The 23,101-nt window shown below is 72.9% G+C and carries 3 protein-coding genes; all 3 read left to right on the top strand.

The window, feature by feature from the left end; all coding sequences use genetic code 11:
- The first annotated feature begins 76 nt into the window (after window positions 1–76).
- Entirely contained in the window at window positions 77–16,324 is a 16,248-nt protein-coding gene (locus IE140_RS36170) for a type I polyketide synthase (protein WP_229826900.1), read from the top strand.
- A complete protein-coding gene (locus IE140_RS25295; protein WP_373296193.1) occupies window positions 16,321–21,108 on the top strand; it encodes a type I polyketide synthase in 4,788 nt (1,595 codons plus the stop codon). Before IE140_RS36170 ends, IE140_RS25295 begins: the two co-directional genes overlap by 4 nt.
- Before the next feature lie 2 nt (window positions 21,109–21,110).
- Window positions 21,111–23,101: type I polyketide synthase (locus IE140_RS25290; protein WP_189460726.1), on the top strand; the 1,991-nt coding region annotated here is incomplete at its 3' end.

Below are 23,101 nucleotides of genomic sequence, written 5' to 3'. Positions count from 1 at the left end.
GCTGGGACACGGCACCCGCGGCACGGCGGCCCCGGGTGGACCGTGGCCGAGCGGGAAGCCTGGGAGGCACTGGCAGATGGCAGAGGACGAGACGCTCCGGGACTACCTCAAGCTGGTCACGATCGATCTGCGCAGGACGAAGCAGAAGCTGCGCGACCGGGAGGCCGCCGACCAGGAGCCGATCGCGATCATCGGCATGAGCTGCCGCTACCCGGGCGACGTCCACACGCCCGATGACCTGTGGCGGCTGGTGGCAGGGGAACAGGACGCGATCTCCCCCTTCCCCCAGGACCGGGGCTGGGACCTGGGCCGGCTCTTCGACGGCGACCCGGACACCGAGGGACACAGCTCCGCACGCCAGGGCGGATTCGTCCACGACGCGACCGAGTTCGACGCCGGCTTCTTCGGCATCTCGCCGCGCGAGGCACTGGCGATGGACCCCCAGCAGCGGCTGCTGCTCCGGGCGGCCTGGGAAGCGTTCGAGGACGCCGGCATCGACCCCCAGTCGGTCCGCGGCACCCGCACCGGGGTCTTCGCCGGCGGCAACGACCAGGGCTACCTACGGCTGCTGGCGAACGAACCGAGCTCCGTGGGACACCAGCTGACCGGTGGCGCGACCGCCGTGATCTCCGGCCGGGTCGCCTACACCCTCGGCCTGGAAGGGCCCGCGGTGACCCTGGACACGGCGTGCTCGTCGTCGCTGGTCGCCCTGCACCTGGCCTGCCGGTCGCTGCGCAGCGGCGAGAGCACTCTCGCACTCGCCGGCGGCGTCACCGTCATGGCCACACCCGGCGTTTTCACCGAGTTCACCAGACAGCGCGGACTGGCCGCCGACGGCCGCTGCAAATCCTTCTCGGCAAACGCCGACGGCACCGGCTGGTCCGAGGGCGTCGGCGTCCTGCTCGTCGAGCGGCTCTCCGACGCCGTGCGCAACGGCCACGAGGTCCTCGCGGTCATACGCGGCAGCGCGGTCAACCAGGACGGCGCCTCCAACGGCCTCACCGCACCCAACGGCCCCTCCCAGCAACGCGTCATCCTCCAGGCACTCGCCGACGCCCACCTCACCGCGTCCGACGTGGACGTGGTCGAGGCGCACGGCACCGGCACGAGGCTCGGCGACCCGATCGAGGCGCAGGCACTGCTCGCCGCATACGGCCAGGACCGCCCGGAGGGACGCCCCCTGCTGCTCGGCTCGGTCAAGTCCAACATCGGGCACGCACAGGCCGCGGCGGGCGTCGCCGGCGTCATCAAGATGGTGCAGGCCCTGCGCCACGAACAGCTGCCCCCGACCCTGCACGCGGACGAGCCCTCCACCCAGGTCGACTGGTCCACGGGCGCGGTGGAACTCCTGACCGAGGGCCGCCCCTGGCCCCGGGGACAGCGGCCGCGCCGGGCCGGTGTGTCCTCGTTCGGCGTGAGCGGCACCAACGGCCACATCATCATCGAGGAGGCACCCGGCACGGACACCGGCCAGCCGGCCACCGGGACCGTGACGGACGATGAGACCGGACTGCTGGCATGGCCGGTCTCCGGCCGCTCCGCCAGTGCGCTGCGCCGCCAGGCCGGGCTGCTGCTGCCCGTGGCCGCCCAGGCACACCCGGCCGATGTGAGCCACTCGCTGGCGACGGGCCGTGCGGCACTGGAACACCGGGCGGTGGTCCTCGGAGACAGCCAGGAACAGCTCCTGGCCGGGCTGCGGGCACTGGCCGAGGGCGAGGACACACCCTCGGTGGTGACCGACAAGACCCACCCCGGCTCCCTCGCGCTGCTGTTCTCGGGTCAGGGGTCGCAGCGGCCCGGGATGGGCCGCGAACTGTACGAAGCGTTCCCGGTGTTCGCGGATGCTTTTGATGCGGTGTGTGCGCGGGTGGATGTGGGGCGGCCGTTGCGTGGGGTGGTGTTCGGGGAGGATGCGGGGTTGCTGGAGCGGACGGTGTTCGCTCAGGCGGGTCTGTTCGCTGTGGAGGTGGCGCTGTTCCGGCTGGTGGAGTCGTGGGGTGTGGTCCCGGACATGCTGGTGGGGCACTCGGTCGGTGAGCTGGCTGCGGCGCATTGTGCGGGGGTGCTGTCTCTGGACGACGCGTGTGTTCTGGTGTCGGCGCGCGGCAGGCTGATGGACGCGTTGCCGGCCGGTGGGGCGATGCTGGCCGTGGAGCTGGCCGAGGAGGCGCTTGTCCTGCCGGACGGGGTGGATCTCGCGGCGGTGAACGGGCCTGCCTCGGTGACGGTGTCGGGTGACGCGGAGGCCGTCGGCGGCTTGGAGGAGCGGTTGCGCGGCGACGGTGTGCGGGTGAAGCGGCTGGCGGTCTCGCACGCGTTCCACTCCCGTCTGATGGAGCCGATGCTGGCCGAGTTCACCACGGTCGCCGAGTCGCTGACCTACCACGCCCCGCAGATCCCCGTTCTCACCACCGCCCCTGGTGACCTGGCCACCCCCGGTTACTGGGTGGGGCAGATCCGCGAACCCGTCCGCTTCGCCGACGCCGTCCGCCGGTCCCATGACGCCGGTGCCGGCACGTTCCTCGAACTCGGCCCCGACGGCGCCCTGTCCGCCCTCGTACCGCACCTCACCGAGGACACGACCGCCGCCCCCGCCCTGCGCCCCGGCCACGACGAGCACACCACACTGCTGCGCGGCATCGCACGCCTCCACACACGCGGTGCCGATCTCGACCGGCCCGCCGTGTTCGCGCGCGGCGGTGGCCGGCGTGTCGCACTGCCCCTGTACGCCTTCGCCGCCGACCACTACTGGCCCTCCGGCATCTCCTGGACGGGCGATGTCGCGTCCGCCGGCCTCGGCGTCACCGATCACCCGCTGCTGGGCGCGGGTGTCGCGCTCGCGGAGGACGACGGATACCTCTTCACCTCCCGGATCTCCCCGGCCACCCAGCCGTGGCTGGCACAGCACCGGGTGCACGGCCGCATCGTGGTGCCCGGCACGGCGTTCGTGGACCTCGCGATACGAGCCGGTGAGCAGGCGCAGACCGAACAACTGGACGAGCTGGTCCTGGAAGCACCGCTGATCGTGCCCGAGAACGGTGCCGTGCAGGTACAACTGGCCGTGGGCGCAGCCGACGACGACGGCAGACGGAGCCTCACCGTGCACTCCCGGCGCGAGGACGGGGGCACGGCCGACGGCTGGCCGGACCGCCCCTGGACCCGCAACGCCACCGGTGTCCTCGCCCCCCGGCCCCACACCGTCACCGAGGACCCCGAACTCGTCGGCGTATGGCCACCCCAGGACACCACCCCCACCGACCCGGCCGCGCTCTACGAGCGGCTCGCGACGGCCGGACTGGAGTACGGCGACCTGTTCCGCGGCGTATCCGCCGCGTGGACGCGTGGCACGGACGTCTTCGCCGAACTCACCCTGCCCCAGAGCGCCGCCACCGGCTTCGGACTGCACCCGGCCCTGCTCGACGCCGCGCTCCAGTCGGCCGCCGTACAGGGGGACGGCACCGGGACGGGCCTGCCCTTCTCCTGGTCCGGGGTGACCCTCTGGGCATCCGGGGCGACCCTCCTGAGAGCCCGGGTCTCGCCCGCGGACGGCGGCGACGGCCTCCGGGTACGGGCAGTCGACCCGGCCGGCAGCCCGGTTGTCACCGTGGAGCGCGTCGTCACCCGGCCCACACCGGTCCTCACCGACGAGGCACGGCAGCCCGACGACCTCTACCGGCTGGAGTGGACGCCCCTCCCGGCGGCCGGCCCCGGACCCGGCGAGCTCGCGCAGTTCGGCGGCGGCGAAGCGCTGGTCGGCCGGGCGGGCACCCTCGACGCCCTCGCCGGCAACGGCCGACCCCCCACCCATCTGGTGCTGTCCGCCTGCCCGGACGCGCACCCCTCCACCGACGCGCAGGCTGCGCTCGCCCGCACCACCGCGGTGCTCCGGCAACTGCGGTCCTGGCTCGGCGACGACCGGTACGCGGACAGCACCCTGATCGTCGCCACCCGCGGCGCGGTGCAGGCCGACCCCGCCGACACCCTGCCCGATGTGGCGGGGGCCGCCGTATGGGGTCTGGTGCGCTCGGCGCAGTCGGAACACCCCGGCCGGATCGTCCTGGCCGATCTGGACACGGCGGCCGGGGACGACGCCCGGGCACTAGCCCTGGCCGTCATGTCCGGTGACCCACAGACCGCCGTACGCGGGGACACCGTGCTCGCGGCACGGCTGACGGCCGCGGACCGCGGCCTCGTGCCGCCCCCCGGTGAGGCGTGGCGGGTGGGAGTGCCCGAGCGCGGCGCCGTGGAGAACGTGGCGTTGCTCGCGGCGCCGGACGCGGCGGGAGAACTCCGGCCGGGCCAGGTGCGGGTGGCGGTGCGCGCGGCGGGGGTGAACTTCCGTGACGTGCTGAACGTACTGGGGATGTACCCGGGCGAGGTGCTGGTGGGCGGCGAGGCCGCCGGCGTGGTCGTGGAGGTGGGCCCCGGGGTGTCCCGCTGCGCGGTGGGGGACCGGGTGACGGGGTTCTTCGACGGTGCGATGGGTCCGCTGGCGGTGACCGACGAGCGGCTGGTGGCCCGGATACCGCACGGCTGGACTTTCGCGCAGGCGGCGTCGGTGCCGATCGCCTTCGTGACGGCGTACTACGGACTGGTGGACCTGGCGGGGCTGCTCGCCGGCGAGTCGGTGCTGGTACACGCGGCGGCCGGTGGCGTCGGGATGGCGGCGGTGCAGCTGGCACGCCACCTGGGCGCGGAGACGTACGGGACGGCGTCGCCCGCGAAGTGGACCGCCACAGGACTGGACGCGGAGCATCTCGCGTCGTCGCGGGACACCGGGTTCGAGGAGACGTTCAGGGAGCGGACCGGCGGGCGCGGAGTCGACGTGGTCCTCAACGCGTTGGCCGGTGAGTTCGTCGATGCCTCGGCACGCCTGCTGGTGCCGGGGGGACGGTTCGTGGAGATGGGCAAGGCGGACGTGCGGGAGGCAGACGCGTTCGCCGGGCGTGCATACCGGGCGTTCGACCTGCAGGAGGCGGGGCCGGAGCGGATCGGGGAGATCCTCACCGACATCCTGGGGCTGTTCGCGGCAGGAACGCTGGAGCTGCCGCCGGTGCGGGTCTTCGACGTGCGGCGGGCACCGGAGGCGTTCCGCTTCATGAGCCAGGCCCGGCACGTGGGCAAGGTCGTGCTGTCGGTGCCGGGCGGGTGGAACGCGCACGGCACGGTCCTGGTGACCGGCGGCACGGGAGCACTCGGCGCCCTCACCGCCCGACACCTGGTCACCGAACACGGCGTGCGCCACCTGCTGCTGGCCGGACGACGGGGAGCACAAGCCGACGGCGCCGGCGAACTGAGCGCCGAACTGGCCGCCCTGGGAGCCGAGGTCACCGTCGCGGCCTGTGACGTCACCGATCCCGAGGCACTGAAAGCCCTGCTCGCCGAAGTCCCGGAGCAGCATCCGCTCACCGCCGTGGTGCACGCGGCCGGCATCCTCGACGACGGCCTGGTCGAGTCGCTCACCGAGGACCGGCTCGAGGCCGTCCTCGCACCCAAGACCGCCGCCGCCGCCCTGCACGAGGCAACGGCCAACGCCGACCTGGCCGCGTTCGTCATGTACTCCTCGATGTCCGGGACCTTCGGCAGCCCCGGGCAGGGCAACTACGCGGCGGCCAACGCCTACCTGGACGCTCTCGCCCGGCACCGGCACGCCCGCGGACTGCCCGCGCTGTCCCTTGCCTGGGGCCCCTGGGCCGGCGCCGGCGGCATGGCCGACACGCTCACCGAGTCCGAGGCGGCCCGCATCGGCCGCTCCGGATTCCCGCCGCTGAGCCCCGAGCACGGCCTCGGCCTGCTGGAGACCGCCCTGGCACTGCCCGACCCGGCACTGCTGCCCACCGCGCTGGACACCGCCCGTCTCGCCGCTTCCCAGACGACGCTGCCCTCGCTGCTGCACGGCCTGGTCCGACCCGCACGGCGGGTCGCCGACCGTTCCGTCGCCCCGGGCGGCCTCGCCGACCGGCTGCGCCGGCTGCCCGCGGAGGACCGGATCCGCACCGTGCTCGAACTGGTCCGCGGCCAGGTCGCCGCGGTGCTCGGCTTCGCCTCGCCGGACGCGGTCGACCCGTCCCGGCCGTTCAAGGACCTCGGCTTCGACTCGCTGACCTCGGTGGAGCTGCGCAACCGCATCGGCCAGACGGCCGGCCGCAGACTCCCCGCGACCCTCGTCTTCGACCACCCCACCCCCCAGGCCCTCGCCGCCCACCTGGTCACCGAGGTCCTCGGCGACCTCGCCGCGCCCGCACCCGCCGAGCCCGCCACCACCCGTGCGGAGACCGCCGGTGACCCCATCGCGATCGTCGCCATGGCCTGCCGCTTCCCCGGCGGCGCCGACACCCCCGAGGCACTGTGGCGACTCGTCGCCGACGAGACCGACGCCGTCGGCGACTTCCCCACCGACCGGGCCTGGGACCTCGCCCACATCTACGGCGAGACCGAGGACCGGCACACCTTTGAAGGCGGCTTCCTCCAGGACGCCGGCGGATTCGACCCGGCGTTCTTCGGCATCTCCCCGCGCGAGGCACTGGCGATGGACCCGCAGCAGCGGCTGCTGCTGGAAACCTCCTGGGAGGCCTTCGAGCGGGCCGGCATCGATCCGGCCCGGCTGCGGGCCAGTTCCACCGGCGTGTACGTCGGCACCGCCACCTCCGGATACGGCCTCGGCCGGTTCGACGTGCCCGAGGGCTCCCGCCCCCACGTCCTCACCGGCACCGCGACGAGCGTCATCTCCGGCCGGCTGGCCTACACGTTCGGCCTCGAAGGACCCGCCGTGACCGTGGACACCGCGTGTTCGTCGTCGCTGGTGGCACTCCACCTGGCCATCGGGGCACTGCGACGCGGAGAGTGCGCGATGGCACTGGCCGGCGGTGCCACCATCATGTCGATACCGGGCATGTTCACCGACGCCGCACAGGGCGGCGCGCTCGCGCCCGGCGGCCGTTGCCGCCCCTTCTCCTCCGACGCCGAAGGCACCGGCTGGGGCGAGGGCGTCGGAATGCTCCTGGTGGAGCGGCTCTCCGACGCACGCCGCAACGGACACCCGGTCCTGGCCGTGGTGCGCGGCAGCGCGGTCAACCAGGACGGCGCGTCCAACGGCCTCACCGCTCCCCACGGCCCCGCCCAGCAGCGGGTCATCCGGGCGGCGCTCGCCGACGCGGGCCTGGACACCACCGACGTGGACGCGGTCGAGGCGCACGGAACCGGCACGGAACTCGGCGACCCCATCGAGGCCCAGGCCCTGATCGCCACGTACGGGCGCGGGCGCGACGAGGAACAGCCGCTGTGGCTGGGATCGCTGAAGTCCAACATCGGGCACACCCAGTCGGCCGCCGGCGTCGCCGGGATCATCAAGATGGTGATGGCCCTGCGCCACGGCGTGCTGCCGCGCTCCCTGCACATCACCGAACCCACCCAGCACGTGGACTGGGAGGGCAGCGGGGTCCGGCTGCTGACCCGGCAGGTGGAGTGGACCGACGAGGGGCGTCCACGCCGGGCCGCCGTCTCGTCGTTCGGCATGAGCGGGACCAACGCCCACACCATCCTCGAACAGGCCCTCCCGGAGCCGCAGCCGGCCCCCCTCCCGCACGCGCCCAGCACCGGCACCGGCACCGGTACGGGTCCAGAGGCCGGACTGCCCTGGCTGCTCTCCGCCCGCACCCCCACAGCCCTGCGCGCCCAGGCACGACAGCTCGCCGACCGCCTCGACGCCGACCTCGCACCCGCCGACCACGACGTGGCCCACTCCCTGGCCACCACCCGCTCCCGTTTCGAGCACCGCGCCGTCCTCCTCGGCCCCGACCACCACGCCCAACTGACCGCGTTCGCCGAGGGCACCCCCACGCCCGGACTGGTCACCGGGACAGCGGACCGGACCGGCCGGGTGGCGTTCGTCCTTCCCGGCCAGGGCTCGCAGTGGCCCGGCATGGCCGACCGGCTGCTGCAGGAGTCTGCGACCTTCCGGAACACCCTGCGGACCTGCGCGCAGGCACTTCAGGAGCATCTCGACTGGTCGGTCGAGGACACACTGCGCGGCCTGCCCGGGGCCGGGAACATGGAACGGGCCGAGGTCATCCAGCCCGTGCTGTTCGCGACGATGGTGGCGCTCGCCGCGCTCTGGCGCGAGCACGGCGTCGAGCCGGAGGCCGTGGTCGGCCACTCGCAGGGAGAGATCGCCGCCGCCCACCTTGCCGGCGCACTGTCCCTGGAGGACGCCGCACGGGTCGTCACCCACCGCAGCCGTCTGCTGTCCCGTGTGGTCGGCCAGGGAGCGATGGCCTCCGTCTCGCTGCCCGCACAGCAAGCGCTGGCCCGACTGGAACGCTGGGGCGACGCACTCAGCATCGCCGCCGTCAACGGGGTGACCTCCGTCTCCGTCGCGGGCGACGAGGCACCGCTGGACGAATTCCTCGCCGAACTGGAGGCCGAGGGCATACGCTGCCGCAAGCTCCGGATCAAGGGCGCGGCACACTCGGCCGTCGTCGAGCCGCTGCGCGAGGAAACACTCGCGGTGCTGGCACCCGTACGGCCACGAGCCTCCCGCATCCCCTTCTACTCCACCGTCACCGGCGGACTGCTCGACACCACCGAGCTGGACGCGGAGTACTGGTACCGCAACATGCGCCAGACCGTCCAGTTCGCCCCGGCCACACGCGCACTGCTCGCCGACGGGTTCGGCGTCTTCATCGAGTGCAGCCCCCACCCGGCGCTCGCCGGGGCCGTACAGGAGACCGCGGAGGACGCCGGAGCGTCCGACCCCGTACTGCTGGCCTCGCTGCGCCGTGAGGAGGGCGGCCTGGAGCGGTTCTCCGTCTCGCTCGCCGAAGCGTTCACCCGGGGCGTCGGCCCCTCCTGGGCCTCCCGCGGCAGCACCGTCGACCTGCCCACCTACCCCTTCCAGCGGGACCACTACTGGTGGGAGCCCACCTCGCACGACACAGCCAGCCCCGCCCGGAGCGGCACGGCCGAGGAGAACCGCTTCTGGGCAGCGGTGGAGGGCGGCGACGCCGAAGGCGTCGCCGCGTCCCTGGGCACCGACGCCCTCGCCCCCGCACTGCCCGCACTCGCGGCCTGGCGGCGCCGCTCCCACGACCGGTCCACCGTGGACGGCTGGCGCTACCGGGTCGAGTGGAAGCACACACCCCTCACCGGGCCCGGCCGGCCCGCACTGACCGGCACCTGGGCCATCGTCGCCGGCAAGGAACAGCAGGAACTGGCCGGCCGGCTCGCCGCACTGGTCGACCAGGCCGGCGGCACGGCCCACGTGACCGCCGAACCGCCCCAGGAACCGTCCGGGCACCAGCCGCTGTCCGGGGTGATCTCGCTCCTCGCCCTCGACTCCCGCCCGCACCCTCTCCACACGGGCGTCAGCGTCGGAGCCGCACGCAACCTCACCCTGCTGCGCACCGTCACCGCCCGCCCGACCCCGGTCCCGATCCACCTGGTCACCAGCGGCGCCGTCTCCGTCGGCCGTACGGACCCGGTACGGGACATCGCACAGGCCGCCACCTGGGGACTGGGCCTGGTGGCCGGACTGGAACGCCCCGACTGCTGGGGCGGCCTCATCGACCTGCCGGAGCAGCCGGACGACCGGGTTCTGAACAAGCTGCTGCGGCTCCTCGCACAACAGCCCGGGGACTCCTCGGACTCCGCTACGGAGGACCAGCTCGCGCTCCGCCCCGCCGGAGTGTTCGTACGCCGCATGGTCCGCGCCCCGCAGAGCACACCGGTCCGGTCCTGGCAGCCCGGTTCCACCGTGCTGATCACCGGCGGCACCGGCGGCATCGGACGCCACCTCGCCCACCACATGGCCGACCGGGGCGCACACAAACTCGTCCTCACCGGCCGCCGCGGCCCGGACACCCCCGGCGCCCCGGAGCTGGCCGCCGAACTCACCGCACGAGGCGTCGAGACGATCATCACCGCATGCGACGTCACCGACCGGAACCAGATCGCCGCGTTGCTCGCCGAGCACCCCGCCGACACGGTGATCCACGCCGCCGGTGTGGCGCAGGCGACCGCGCTCGCCGACTGCGAGGAGACCGACCTCGCCGCGGTGACCGCCGCCAAGACCGAAGGCGCCCGGCACCTGGACGAACTGGCCGGTGACGCCACCACGTTCGTGCTCTTCTCCTCCGGCGCCGGCGTCTGGGGCGGCGCGGGCCAGGCCGCCTACGCGGCGGGCAACGCCGTACTCGACGCACGCGCCCAGAACCGCCGGTCCCGGGGCCTGGCAGCCACCGCCGTCGCCTGGGGAGGCTGGGCCGGAGCCGGCATGGCCGACGACGAACAGGCCACCGCGGAACTCGGCCGGCGCGGACTGCACACGATGGATCCGCGCCTCGCCCTCGAAGCGCTCGACCAGGCACTGGACGCCGACGACACCTGCCTGACCGTCGCCGACATCGACTGGGCACGCTTCGCACCCGGCTACACCGCCGCCCGCGCCCGCCCCCTGATCATGGACATCCCCGAGGCCCGGGCCGCACTCACGACCCCCGACACCCCGGCCGACCACCCCGGCGAGACCGACGAACTGCACGCCCAGCTCGTCGAGTTGACCGGACCACAGCGAACCCAGCACCTGCTCGCCCTCGTGACCGAGCACGCCGCCGCCGCGCTCGGCTACGCCGACTCCGCCGCGATCGAGGCCGGCCGCGCCTTCCGGGACCTGGGCTTCGACTCACTGATGGCCGTCGACGTGCGCAACCGCCTGCAGGCCGCCACGGGCCGCAAACTGCCGCCGACGCTGGTGTTCGACCACCCCACCCCCGCCGACCTCGCCGAACACCTGCTCACCGAGGTGCTCGGCGAACAGGACCCGGCCGGGGACACCACGGCCCGCACCATCGGCGCCGCCGAGGACGAGCCGCTGGCCGTGATCGGCATGAGCTGCCGCTACGCCGGCGGCGTGAACTCGCCCGAGGACCTGTGGCACCTGGTGCTGGACGGCACCGACGCCATCGGGCCCTTCCCGCAGGACCGCGGCTGGGACGTGGACAACCTCTACCACCCCGACGCCGACCACCCCGGCACCTCCTACGTCAACGAGGGCGGATTCCTCACGGACGCCTCCCACTTCGACGCCTCCCTCTTCGGCATCAGCCCCCGCGAGGCAACGGCCACCGACCCGCAGCACCGGCTGCTGCTGGAAGCGACCTGGGAGGCGATGGAACGGGCCACGATCGCCCCGTCGTCCCTGCGGGGCAGCCAGACGGGCGTCTTCGTCGGCACCTCCTTCGTCGGCTACGGCATCGGGGCCCAGCAGCCAGGCAACGAGACCGAGGGCTTCTTCCTCGCCGGCACCGGAACCGCCGCCGCGTCCGGCCGCATCTCCTACACCTTCGGCCTCGAAGGACCCGCCGCCACCGTCGACACCGCCTGCTCGTCCTCCGCCGTGGCCATCCACCTCGCCTGCCAGGCGCTGCGGAACAACGAATGCGACATGGCCGTCGCCGGCGGCGCCGCCGTCCTGGCCACCCCCGCTTCTTTCACCGAGTTCAGCCGCCAGCGCGGCCTCGCCGCCGACGGCCGCTGCAAGCCCTTCGCCGCGGCCGCCGACGGCACCGGCTGGGGCGAGGGAGTCGGCGTGATCCTCCTCGAGCGCCTCTCGGACGCGCTGCGCGCGGGACACCCGGTACTCGCGCTCATCCGCGGCACCGCCGTCAACCAGGACGGCGCCTCCAACGGACTGACCGCCCCCAGCGGCCGTGCCCAGCAGAAGGTCATCCGCCAGGCGCTCGCCAACTCCCGACTGGACGCCACCGACATCGACACCGTCGAGGCGCACGGCACGGGCACCACCCTCGGCGACCCCATCGAGGCCCAGTCGATTCTGGCGACGTACGGCCAGAACCGCGCCGAGGACCGGCCGCTGTGGCTCGGCTCGGTGAAGTCCAACATCGGTCACACCCAGTCGGCGGCCGGCGTCGGTGGCGTCATCAAGACGGTCATGGCGCTGCGCGAGGGAGTCCTGCCCAAGACCCTGCACATCGACGCACCGACCCCGCACGTCGACTGGTCGACCGGCGCGGTCAGACTCCTGACGCAGACCACCCCCTGGCCCGACACCGACGGACGCCCCCGGCGGGCCGGAGTCTCCTCCTTCGGCGGCAGCGGCACCAACGCCCACCTGGTGCTGGAGCAGTACGTGCAACAGCCCGAGCCAACCGCCCAGGACCCGGAGCGCGCCCCCGACCCCGCCGGCACCCCCGAGCTCGATGGCGTGGTGGCCCCCTGGATGCTGTCCGCCCGCAGCGCGGAAGCCCTGCGCGGTCAGGCCCTGCGACTCCTCGAACACCTGGACTCCGCACCCGCCGCCCACCCCGCCGACCTCGCCCACTCACTGACCGCCACCCGTGCCCTGCTCGGACACCGCGCCGCCGTGGTCGCCGCCGACGACGCGGACCGCCGGGCCGCGCTCCTGGCACTCGCCCGCGGCGACGCCGCACCGCACCTTGTCCAGGGCGTCGAACGACCCGGAAAGGTCGCCTTCATCTTCCCCGGGCAGGGCGGCCAGTGGGAAGGCATGGCCGTCGAACTGATGGACACCTCCGAAATCTTCGCCGCCGAACTGTACGCGTGCGCAGAGGAGTTCGCCCATCACCTGGACTGGTCACTGATCGACGTGCTGCGCGGCGCCGAGGGCGCCCCGCCGCTGGACCGGGTCGATGTGACCCAGGTCGCACTGTTCAGCGTGACCGCGGCGCTCGTCGCGCTCTGGCGGGCCCACGGCGTCGAACCCGACATGGTCCTGGGCCACTCGCACGGCGAGATCGCCGCCGCCTACGCCTGCGGCGCGCTCACACGCGCCGAGGCGGTCCGGGTCGTCGCCCTGCGCGGAAAGGTCCTCCTCCCGCTGTCCGGCAAGGGAGGCATGGCGTCCGTGGCCCTGCCGTCGGCAAGGACCCGCGCACTGCTGGAGCCGTGGGGCACACGGCTCTCGCTGGCCGGCATCAACAGTCCCGCGTGGAGCATCGTCGCCGGAGAACACGAGGCACTGGACGACTTCCTCGCCGCCTGCAAGAAGGACGGCGTCCGCGCGAAACGCCTCCAGATCGACTTCTCCTCCCACTGCGCCCAGGTAGAGCCGGCGGCACAGGAGCTGGGAGAACTGCTCACCGGCCTCAGCCCCAGCACGAGCAGCATCCCGTTCCACTCCACGGTCACCGGAGAGCGGACCGACGGCGAACTGCTCGACGCCGCCTACTGGCAGCAGAACCTCGCCACACCCGTCGACCTCGACCGGGGCATACGCGGGCTGGTGGAACAGGGCGCCCGGTTCCTGGTGGAGATCGGCCCGCACCCCGTCCTCGTACCCGCGCTCGGCGAAATCCTCGACGACATCCCCGACCTCACCCCCGGCGACGTCACCGTGCTCGGCACGCTCCGCCGCGACCACGGCGGCATCGAACGCTTCCTCCTCTCCGTCGCCGAACTCCACACCCACGGAGGCACGGCCGATCCCACCACACCCCTCACCGGGCTGCCGGTGCGGACCGTTCCCCTGCCGGTGTACCCCTTCCAACGAGAACGGTACTGGCTCGACACCGCGTCCCCGGGCGTCGGCGACCTCGGCGCAGCAGGCCTGAGCAGCACCGGACACCCGCTGCTCACCGCCACACTGACGCTCGCCGACGGCGCGAGCACCGTGTTCACCGGGCGGCTGTCCACACGCACCCACCCCTGGCTGGCCGACCACGCCGTTCTCGGCGCCGTCCTGCTGCCGGGCACCGCCTTCGTGGAGATGGCTCTGCACGCCGGCACCCGGGTACAGACCCCGGTACTGGAGGAACTCGCCCTGGGCGCCCCACTGGTGCTGGGCGAGAACCACACCGTGGAAGTGCAGCTCACGGCCGGCGCTCCCGACGGGACGGGCCGCCGAGAGGTGTCCGTCCACGCACGCGACGCCGACCTCCAGGACACATCATGGGTCCGGCACGCCACCGGCACCCTGGCTCCCGCCGCCGCCGCGTCCACCGCGCACTCGCTCACCACCTGGCCACCACCGGGCGCCGAACCGGTCGAACTCACCGGCTTCTACGAGAGCATCGCCGACGCCGGCTACAACTACGGCCCCGCCTTCCGGTCGCTCACCGGAGCCTGGCACCGCGGCGACGAACTCTTCGCCGAGATACGGCTGTCCGAGGAGGCGTCCGACAAGGGCTACCTCCTCCACCCGGCGCTGTTCGACGCGGCCCTGCACGGCATCGGCCTGCTGCGCCGCCTGCGCGACGACGCCGACGCCGGCCGCACCGCAGACCTCCCCTTCATGTGGCGGGAAGTGACGCTGCCCGCCACCGGCGCCGCGACACTCCGAGTGAGGCTCACCGAGTCCGACGACGGCATCGGCCTCGAACTCTTCGACGACACCGGAACCCCGGTCGGCGGAGTGGGAGCCCTGGTGGCCCGGCCGGCGGGCGCCGAACTGGCAGCTGCCCGCCACGGTCTGGCCGACACACTCCTGCACGTCGACTGGGACACCGAGATACCGCTCCCCGCCGCCGTCTCCGGCCGGCTCGCGCAGCTCGGCGGCGACACCTGGCTGGACGGGGCGTTCGGGGACACCAAGCCCGACGAGGCCGACATCGTCCTCGTGCCCTTCGTCGCCCCCGCCACCGGACCCGACACGGCCGACGCCGTGGAAGAGGCCGTCACCCGGGCCCTCGGCCTGATCCGCGACCGGATCGCCGACGAACAGCACACCGGACAACCCCTGGTCCTGGTCACCCGAGGCGCGGTCGCCACCGGCGACGACGACCTGATGGACCTGGTCAACGCGCCCGTACGCGGCCTGGTGCGCTCCGGACAGGCCGAGCACCCCGGCCGGTTCCTGCTGCTCGACCTCGACCCGGCGACCGAGCCCGACCCCGCACTGGTGCACCGGGCCGTCGTCGCCGCACTGGAAGCGGAGGAGACCGAGGTCGCCGTACGCGGCGGTCTGCTCCTCGCGCCCCGGCTGGTCCGGATGCCTCCGCCCGAAGAACCGGCCGACGAGACGGAACCGGGGCCCCGTACCGGCCTGGAGACAGCCGACGGCACCGTACTGGTCACCGGCGCCACCGGCACCCTCGGCAGCGCCCTCGCCCTGCACCTGGTGCGACACCACGGGGTGCGGCACCTGCTGCTGATCAGCCGCACCGGCCCGGCCGCTCCCGGCGCCGACGAACTGGTCGCCGAACTGGCGGATCTCGGAGCCCGGGCAACCGTGGCAGCCTGCGACGTCGCCGACCGCGAAGCGCTGGCCGACGCCCTGGCCCGGATCCCCGCACGGCACCCGCTGACCGCGGTGGTGCACACCGCCGCCGTCCTGGACGACGGCGTACTCACCCACATGACGGATCAGAGCCTCGCGCGCGTACTCGGGCCCAAGGTACGAGGGGCGGTCAACCTGCACGAACTCACCCAGGACGCGGACCTCACAGCGTTCGCCCTGTTCTCCTCCGCGGCCGGTGTACTCGGCGGAGCGGGACAGGCCAACTACGCGGCTGCCAACGTGTTCCTGGATGCCTTCGCCGCGCACCGCCGCCGGCTGGGGCTGCCCGCGGTGTCGCTGGCCTGGGGGCCGTGGGCCGAACGCACCGGACTGACCGGAACACTCACCGAGGCCGACGTACGCCGGGTGACGCGCTCCGGCATGAGCACGCTCACCACACAGGACGGCATGGCCGCCTTCTCGGCAGCCTGTGCCGCCGGCCGGCCCCTGGTGGTGCCGATGGCGTTCCGGCCTGCGGCTTTGCGGGGGAGCGACCAGGTGCCCCCGCTGTTCAGGACACTGGTTCCCCGCCAGAAGCAGCGGACGGAGGCCGGCCCGGCAGACCCCGCGGCTCTGCGGGCCGCCCTCTCCGCAGTGACCGAGGCCGACCAGCGGCGCATCCTGCTCGACCTGGTCCGCAGCCAGGTGGCCACCACCCTCGGCTTCGCCACCGCCGGGCACATCGACGTCGACCGGGGCTTCCTGGAACTCGGCCTCGACTCCCTGACCGGCGTCGAACTACGCAACCGGCTTGCCGCCGGCACCGGGCTGCGACTGCCTGCCACGCTCGTCTTCGACCACCCGAACTGCACCGAACTCGCCCGCTACCTCCGCAGGGAACTGAAACCCGAACCGGTACGGGAGGCCGACAGACTGCTGGCCGAACTCGCCCGCCTGGAAACCGACCTGGCCCGGGTGGACGGCGACAAGGAAGGCCGGGCCCGGGTGGCGGCCCGACTGCGTGCCCTGGCCGACCGATGCAACGGCGAGCAGACCAGGCCGGAAGAGAACCTGGACTCCGCCTCGATCGAGGACGTCTTCGACCTCCTCGACACCGAGTTCGACACGCCGTGAGAGGACACGAACACCAGACCATGAGCGACACGGACCCGGACCAGCAGGAAAAACTCCTCGCCTACCTGAAGCGAGCCACGACGCAACTGCGGGACGCCAACCGCCGCGTACGCGAACTGGAGGACCAGCCACGCGAACCGATCGCGGTGATCGGCATGGCCTGCCGCTTCCCCGGCGGCGTCCGCTCCCCGGAAGACCTGTGGACACTGGTCGAGTCCGGCACCGACGCGCTGGGCCCGCTGCCCACGGACCGGGGCTGGGACCCGGCACGGACGGCAGCCGCGCCACGCGGCGGATTCGTCCACGACATCGGCGACTTCGACGCCGGGCTCTTCGGCATCAGCCCGAGGGAAGCCGCCGCCACCGATCCGCAGCAGCGCCAGCTCCTCGAGGCGTCCTGGGAGGCGTTCGAGCGGGCAGGCATCGACGTACGCACCCTGCGCGGCGGACGCACCGGCGTCTTCGCCGGCGTGATGTACCACGACTACCCGTCCGTGGTCGACCCCGAAGCCCTCGACGGCTACCTGGGCACCGCCAACGCCGGCAGCGTCCTCTCCGGCCGCATCGCCTACACCTTCGGACTGCAGGGGCCGACGGTCACCGTGGACACGGCCTGCTCCTCGTCCCTGGTGGCGCTGCACCTCGCCGCGCAGGCGCTGCGCGCCGGCGAGTGCGACCTCGCCCTGGCCAGTGGGGTCACCGTCATGTCCGGGCCGATGATGTTCGCGGGATTCGGCCTGGAAGAGGGCAGCGCCGCCGACGGCCGCTGCAAGTCCTTCGCCGCCGCCGCCGACGGCACCGGCTGGGGCGAGGGCGTCGGGGTGCTCCTGGTGGAGCGGCTCTCCGACGCGCGCCGCAACGGGCACCGGGTGCTGGCGGTCGTGCGCGGCAGCGCGGTCAACTCCGACGGCGCCTCCAGCGGCCTCACCGCCCCCAACGGACCCGCCCAACAACGCGTCATCCGCCAGGCCCTGGCAAGCGCGGCCCTCGCACCCACCGAGGTCGACGCCGTCGAAGCACACGGCACCGGCACGAGGCTGGGCGACCCGATCGAAGCGCAGGCGTTGCTCGCCACCTACGGCCAGGACCGCACCGAGCCCCTCTACCTGGGCTCCATCAAGTCCAACATCGGCCACACCCAGGCCGCCGCCGGGATGGCCGGAGTGATCAAGATGGTGGAGGCGATCCGCCGGGGCGTACTCCCGAAGACGCTGCACGTCGACGAGCCCACCCCCCAGGTGGACTGGTCGGCGGGTGAGGTGGAACTGCTGACCGAGGCACGCCCCTGGCCGGAGACCGGCCGACCCCGCCGGGTCGGAATCTCCTCGTTCGGTGTGAGCGGTACCAATGCGCACGTGATTGTGGAGGGGGTTGCGGCTGAGGAGCCCGAGTCCGGGTCGGCGGCCGGGCCCGGGGCTGGGGTTGGGGTTGGGGTTGGGGTTGTTGGTGGGGGTTCGGGTTCTGCGTCGTCTGTGGGTTTGTGGGTGCTTTCGGGGCGGGACGAGCGTTCTTTGCGTGCTCAGGCTGAGCGGTTGCGTGGGTTTGTTGTGGCGCGGCCGGAGTTGGCGGTGGTGGATGTGGGGTGGTCGCTGGCGACGACGCGGGCGGCGTTGGAGCATCGTGCGGTGGTGCTGGGTGGTGGGCGTGAGGAGTTGCTGGCCGGGTTGGGTGCGCTGGCCGGGGGTGTGCCGGCTGCTGGTGTGGTGAGCGGGGAGGTTCGCTCGGGCAAGTCGGCGTTGTTGTTCTCGGGTCAGGGGTCGCAGCGGCCGGGGATGGGCCGGGAACTGTATGAGGCGTTTGGGGTGTTCGCGGATGCTTTTGATGCGGTGTGTGCGCGGGTGGATGTGGGGCGGCCGTTGGGTGGGGTGGTGTTCGGGGAGGATGCGGGGTTGCTGGAGCGGACGGTGTTCGCTCAGGCGGGTCTGTTCGCTGTGGAGGTGGCGCTGTTCCGGTTGGTGGAGTCGTGGGGGGTGGTCCCGGATGTTCTGGTGGGGCATTCGGTCGGTGAGCTGGCTGCGGCGCATTGTGCGGGGGTGCTGTCTCTGGACGACGCGTGCGCTTTGGTGTCGGCGCGCGGGCGGTTGATGGAGGCGTTGCCGGCCGGTGGGGCGATGCTGGCCGTGGGGCTGGCCGAGGAGGCGCTTGTCCTGCCGGACGGGGTGGATCTGGCGGCGGTGAACGGGCCGGTGTCGGTGACGGTGTCGGGTGACGCGGAGGCCGTTGCGGGCCTGGAGGAGCGGTTGCGCGGCGACGGTGTGCGGGTGAAGCGGCTGGCGGTCTCGCACGCGTTCCACTCCCGTTTGATGGAGCCGATGCTGGCCGAGTTCACCGCGGTGGCCGAGTCGTTGACGTACCACCCCCCGCAGATTCCCGTTCTCACCACGGCCCCGGGGGCGATCGACACCCCCGGTTACTGGGTGGGGCAGATCCGTGAGCCGGTGCGTTTCGCGGATGCGGTCCGCCGGGCCCATGACGCCGGGGTCACGCGGTTCTTGGAGCTGGGCCCGGACGGGGTGTTGTCGGCGCAGGCGGGGCTCTGTCTGGCTGGGCACTCCGAGGTGACGGTGGTGCCGTTGCAGCGTTCGGGCAGCGACGGTGTGGGGGCTCTGTTCGCCGGGATCGCGGGAGCGCACGTCGCCGGGGTGCGGTTCGACTGGGGCGAGGTCCTCGGCTCCCTGGGCGGTCACGTCGTGGACCTGCCCACCTACGCCTTCCAGCACCAGAGGTACTGGCCGCTACCCGCATCCGCAGGCGCGGCCGACGGGCAGGGCGCCGATGACGCCTTCTGGGCCGCAGTGCGCGTTGGCGACGCGGACGCCGTTGCCGGACTCCTCAGCATCGACCACACCGAGGACCGGGAACAGCTCGACGACACGCTGGCGAAACTCGCGGGCTGGCACGACCTCTACTCCTCCCAGAGCCTTCGATACCGGGAGGAATGGCAGCCCGTCTCCGTCCCGGTGGACCCGGTTCTCGTGGGCAACTGGCTGGTGCTGGCACACCCCGAACACGAGGCGACCGCCGCCGACTGCGCCGAGGTGATCCGCCGCAGCGGCGGAACCCCACTCGTCCAGGTGGTCGACCCGGCTGACGCGGCGGCCGAACTCCGGCAGCTGGTGGAGAATTCCTCCTCCGGCCGCCTCTGGGCGGGAGTGCTGTCACTGCTCGGACTGGCCGAGGACACCGCCGTAACCACCGGACTCGCACTCGTCCAGACGCTGGCCGACACCGAAACCCGCCTGTGGTGCGCCACCCGTGGCGCCGTGGGGCTACCCGGCGAGGAGCCCCCCGGGAAGGGCGGCCACGCCCTGTGGGCGCTGGGCCGGGTGGCGGCGCTGGAACACCCCCATCTGTGGGGAGGACTGATCGACCTGCCCATGACCGGGGTCAGCGACGCCTCGCTGGTCGCGGTCCTCTCCGGGGTTACCGCCGAGGACCAGGTCGCCCTCCGGGACGTACCACTCGCACGACGGCTGGTCACCGCGCCTCCGGTCACCACCACGCCCTGGCGCCCCCAGGGCACGCTGCTGATCACCGGCGGAACGGGTGCGCTCGGCTCCCGCATCGCCCGGTGGGCCGCCCTCGGCGGTGCCACACGACTGGTACTGGCCGGCCGGCGAGGTGCCGCCGCACCGGGCGCCGGCGAACTGGTCACGGAGTTGACGGAGCTGGGGGCGGAGACCACGGTGGTCTCCTGCGACCTCGCCGACCGGGACGCCGTCGCCGCGTTGCTGGCCGAGCACTCGCCGAACGCCGTGGTGCACGCCGCGGGCGTCGGCGGCCTGGGAAGGCTGTCCGAACTCACCGAGGAAGACCTCGCGGCGGCCCAGGCGGGAAAGGCAGCCGGCGCCGAGAACCTGGACGAACTCTGCGGCGACCTCGATGCCTTCGTGCTGTTCGGGTCGGTCGCCGCCGTCTGGGGCGGCGCCGGACAGGGCGCGTACGCCGCCGCCAACGCCCGGCTGGAGAACCTGGCCCTGCGACGGGCGGCCCGCGGGGCACCCGCGACCTGCGTCGCTTTCGGCGCTTGGGGCGGCGAGGGCATGGCCGAGGGCGCGGACACCGAACTCGCCCGCCGGGGAGTTCTGATGATGGAACCGGACCAGGCGCTCGCCGCCATGGCCGACGCGGTCGCGGACACGGCCCCCACGGTCACGGTGGCCGACATCGACTGGCCGGTGTTCGCACGGACGTTCACCTCCTCCAGGCCCAGCTCCCTGCTGGCCCGGCTGGAGGGCGGCGCAGCCTCCCACGGGGCGGAGGAGGCCGCAGCACCCGGCGACCTGCGCACCGACCTTCTCGCCCTGCCGCAGTACGAGTGGTCCGACACCGTCCTGGACCTGGTGCGGGCACAGACCGCACTGGTGCTCGGGCACCCGCACGGCGGTGACATCAAACCCGACCTGGCTTTCCGGGACCTCGGCTTCGACTCGCTCACCTCCGTGGAGATGCGCAACCGGCTCACCGCGGTCAGCGGCCTGTCGCTGACCGCCACGGTGGTCTTCGACTACCCGACGCCCGCCGAACTCGCCGAGCACCTTCTTGAAGAGTGCGGCATCGCCCCGGACAGCGACGAGGGCGAGGCAGACGAGGAACAGCGCGTTCGCGCCGCCCTGGCCACCGTACCGACGGTCCGGCTCCGGGAGGCCGGACTGCTCGAACCCCTGCTGAGACTGGCGGGAAAGAAGACTGACGACGTGGGAGAGCCGACCGCGCACGCGGTGGACGAACTGGACGGCGAGGCACTGCTGAAGCTCGTCGAAGCCAACGACGGGGAGCACTGATCATGGCGGCGTCCGCCGACGAACGTTACGTCGAAGCCCTGCGCACCCTGATCAAGGAGAACGAACGGCTCAAAACCCGCAACCAAGAGCTGGTCGTCGCCGCGCACGAGCCGATCGCCATCGTCGGGATGGCCTGCCGGCTGCCCGGCGGGATCGACTCGCCCGAGTCGCTCTGGGACCTGGTGTCCGCCGGAGGAGAGGGCATCAGCGAGTTCCCCGCCGACCGTGGCTGGGACCTCGGCTCCCTGTACGACCCGGACTCCCGGGTCGAGGGCACCTCGTACTCCCGGCAGGGCGGCTTCGTCCACGACGCGGGACGCTTCGACGCGGACTTCTTCAGCATCTCGCCCCGCGAGGCCGCCGGGATGGACCCGCAGCAGCGCCTGCTCCTGGAGGCCTCCTGGGAGGCGTTCGAGCGAGCCGGGATCGACCCGAGAAGGGTCAAGGGCAGTCCGGTCGGCGTGTACGTCGGAGCCGGGACCTCCGGCTACGGCATCGGCGTCCCCGTCGCCGAGGAGGCGGCGGGCTACGCGCTGACCGGTACCGCAACCAGCGTGCTCTGCGGCCGGGTGGCGTACAGCTTCGGCTTCGAGGGGCCGGCGGTCACCGTGGACACGGCCTGCTCGTCGTCCCTGGTGGCGCTGCACCTGGCCGTACGCGCGCTGCAGGCCGGCGAGTGCTCGATGGCCCTGGCGGGCGGAGTCACCGTCATGGCCACCCCGGCCGCCTTCGTCGAATTCAGCAGGCAACGCGGTCTGGCACGTGACGGCCGCTGCAAGGCGTTCGCCGCCGCCGCCGACGGCACCGGCTGGAGCGAGGGCGTCGGGGTGCTCCTGGTGGAGCGGCTCTCCGACGCGCGCCGCAACGGGCACCGGGTGCTGGCGGTCGTGCGCGGCAGCGCGGTCAACTCCGACGGCGCCTCCAACGGCCTCACCGCCCCCAACGGACCCGCCCAACGACGCGTCATCCTGGACGCGCTGGCCGCTGCCCGGCTCTCCGCCGCTGACGTCGACGCCGTCGAAGCACACGGTACGGGCACGAGGCTGGGCGACCCGATCGAGGCGCAGGCGTTGCTCGCCACCTACGGCCAGGACCGCACCGAGCCCCTCTACCTGGGCTCACTGAAGTCCAACATCGGCCACACCCAGGCCGCTTCCGGCGTGGCCGGAGTGATCAAGATGGTTCAGGCGATGCGGCACGGCGTGCTCCCCAGGACCCTCCACATCGACGCGCCCAGCCCGCACGTCGACTGGACCTCGGGCAGCGTCGAACTGCTCACCGAGAACCGGCCGTGGCCCGACTCCGAAGAACCCCGCCGGGTCGGAATCTCCTCGTTCGGCGTGAGCGGTACCAATGCGCACGTGATTGTGGAGGGGGTTGCGGCTGCGGAGCCCGAGTCTGGGTCGGCGGCCGGGCCCGGGGCTGGGGGTTCGGGTTCTGCGTCGTCTGTGGGTTTGTGGGTGCTTTCGGGGCGGGACGAGCGTTCTTTGCGTGCTCAGGCTGAGCGGTTGCGTGGGTTTGTTGTGGCGCGGCCGGAGTTGGCGGTGGTGGATGTGGGGTGGTCGCTGGCGACGACGCGGTCGGCGTTGGAGCATCGTGCGGTGGTGCTGGGTGGTGGGCGTGAGGAGTTGCTGGCCGGGTTGGGTGCGCTGGCCGGGGGTGTGCCGGCTGCTGGTGTGGTGAGCGGGGAGGTTCGCTCGGGCAAGTCGGCGCTGTTGTTCTCGGGTCAGGGGTCGCAGCGGCCCGGGATGGGCCGGGAACTGTATGAGGCGTTTGGGGTGTTCGCGGATGCTTTTGATGCGGTGTGTGCGCGGGTGGATGTGGGGCGGCCGTTGCGTGGGGTGGTGTTCGGGGAGGATGCGGGGTTGCTGGAGCGGACGGTGTTCGCTCAGGCGGGTCTGTTCGCTGTGGAGGTGGCGCTGTTCCGGCTGGTGGAGTCGTGGGGTGTGGTCCCGGACATGCTGGTGGGGCACTCGGTCGGTGAGCTGGCTGC

The organism is Streptomyces parvus (assembly GCF_014648875.1).
Lineage (GTDB): Bacteria > Actinomycetota > Actinomycetes > Streptomycetales > Streptomycetaceae > Streptomyces > Streptomyces parvus.
The sequence above is the reverse complement of the archived record's forward strand: the minus strand, read 5'-3'. Positions and strand labels throughout refer to the sequence as shown.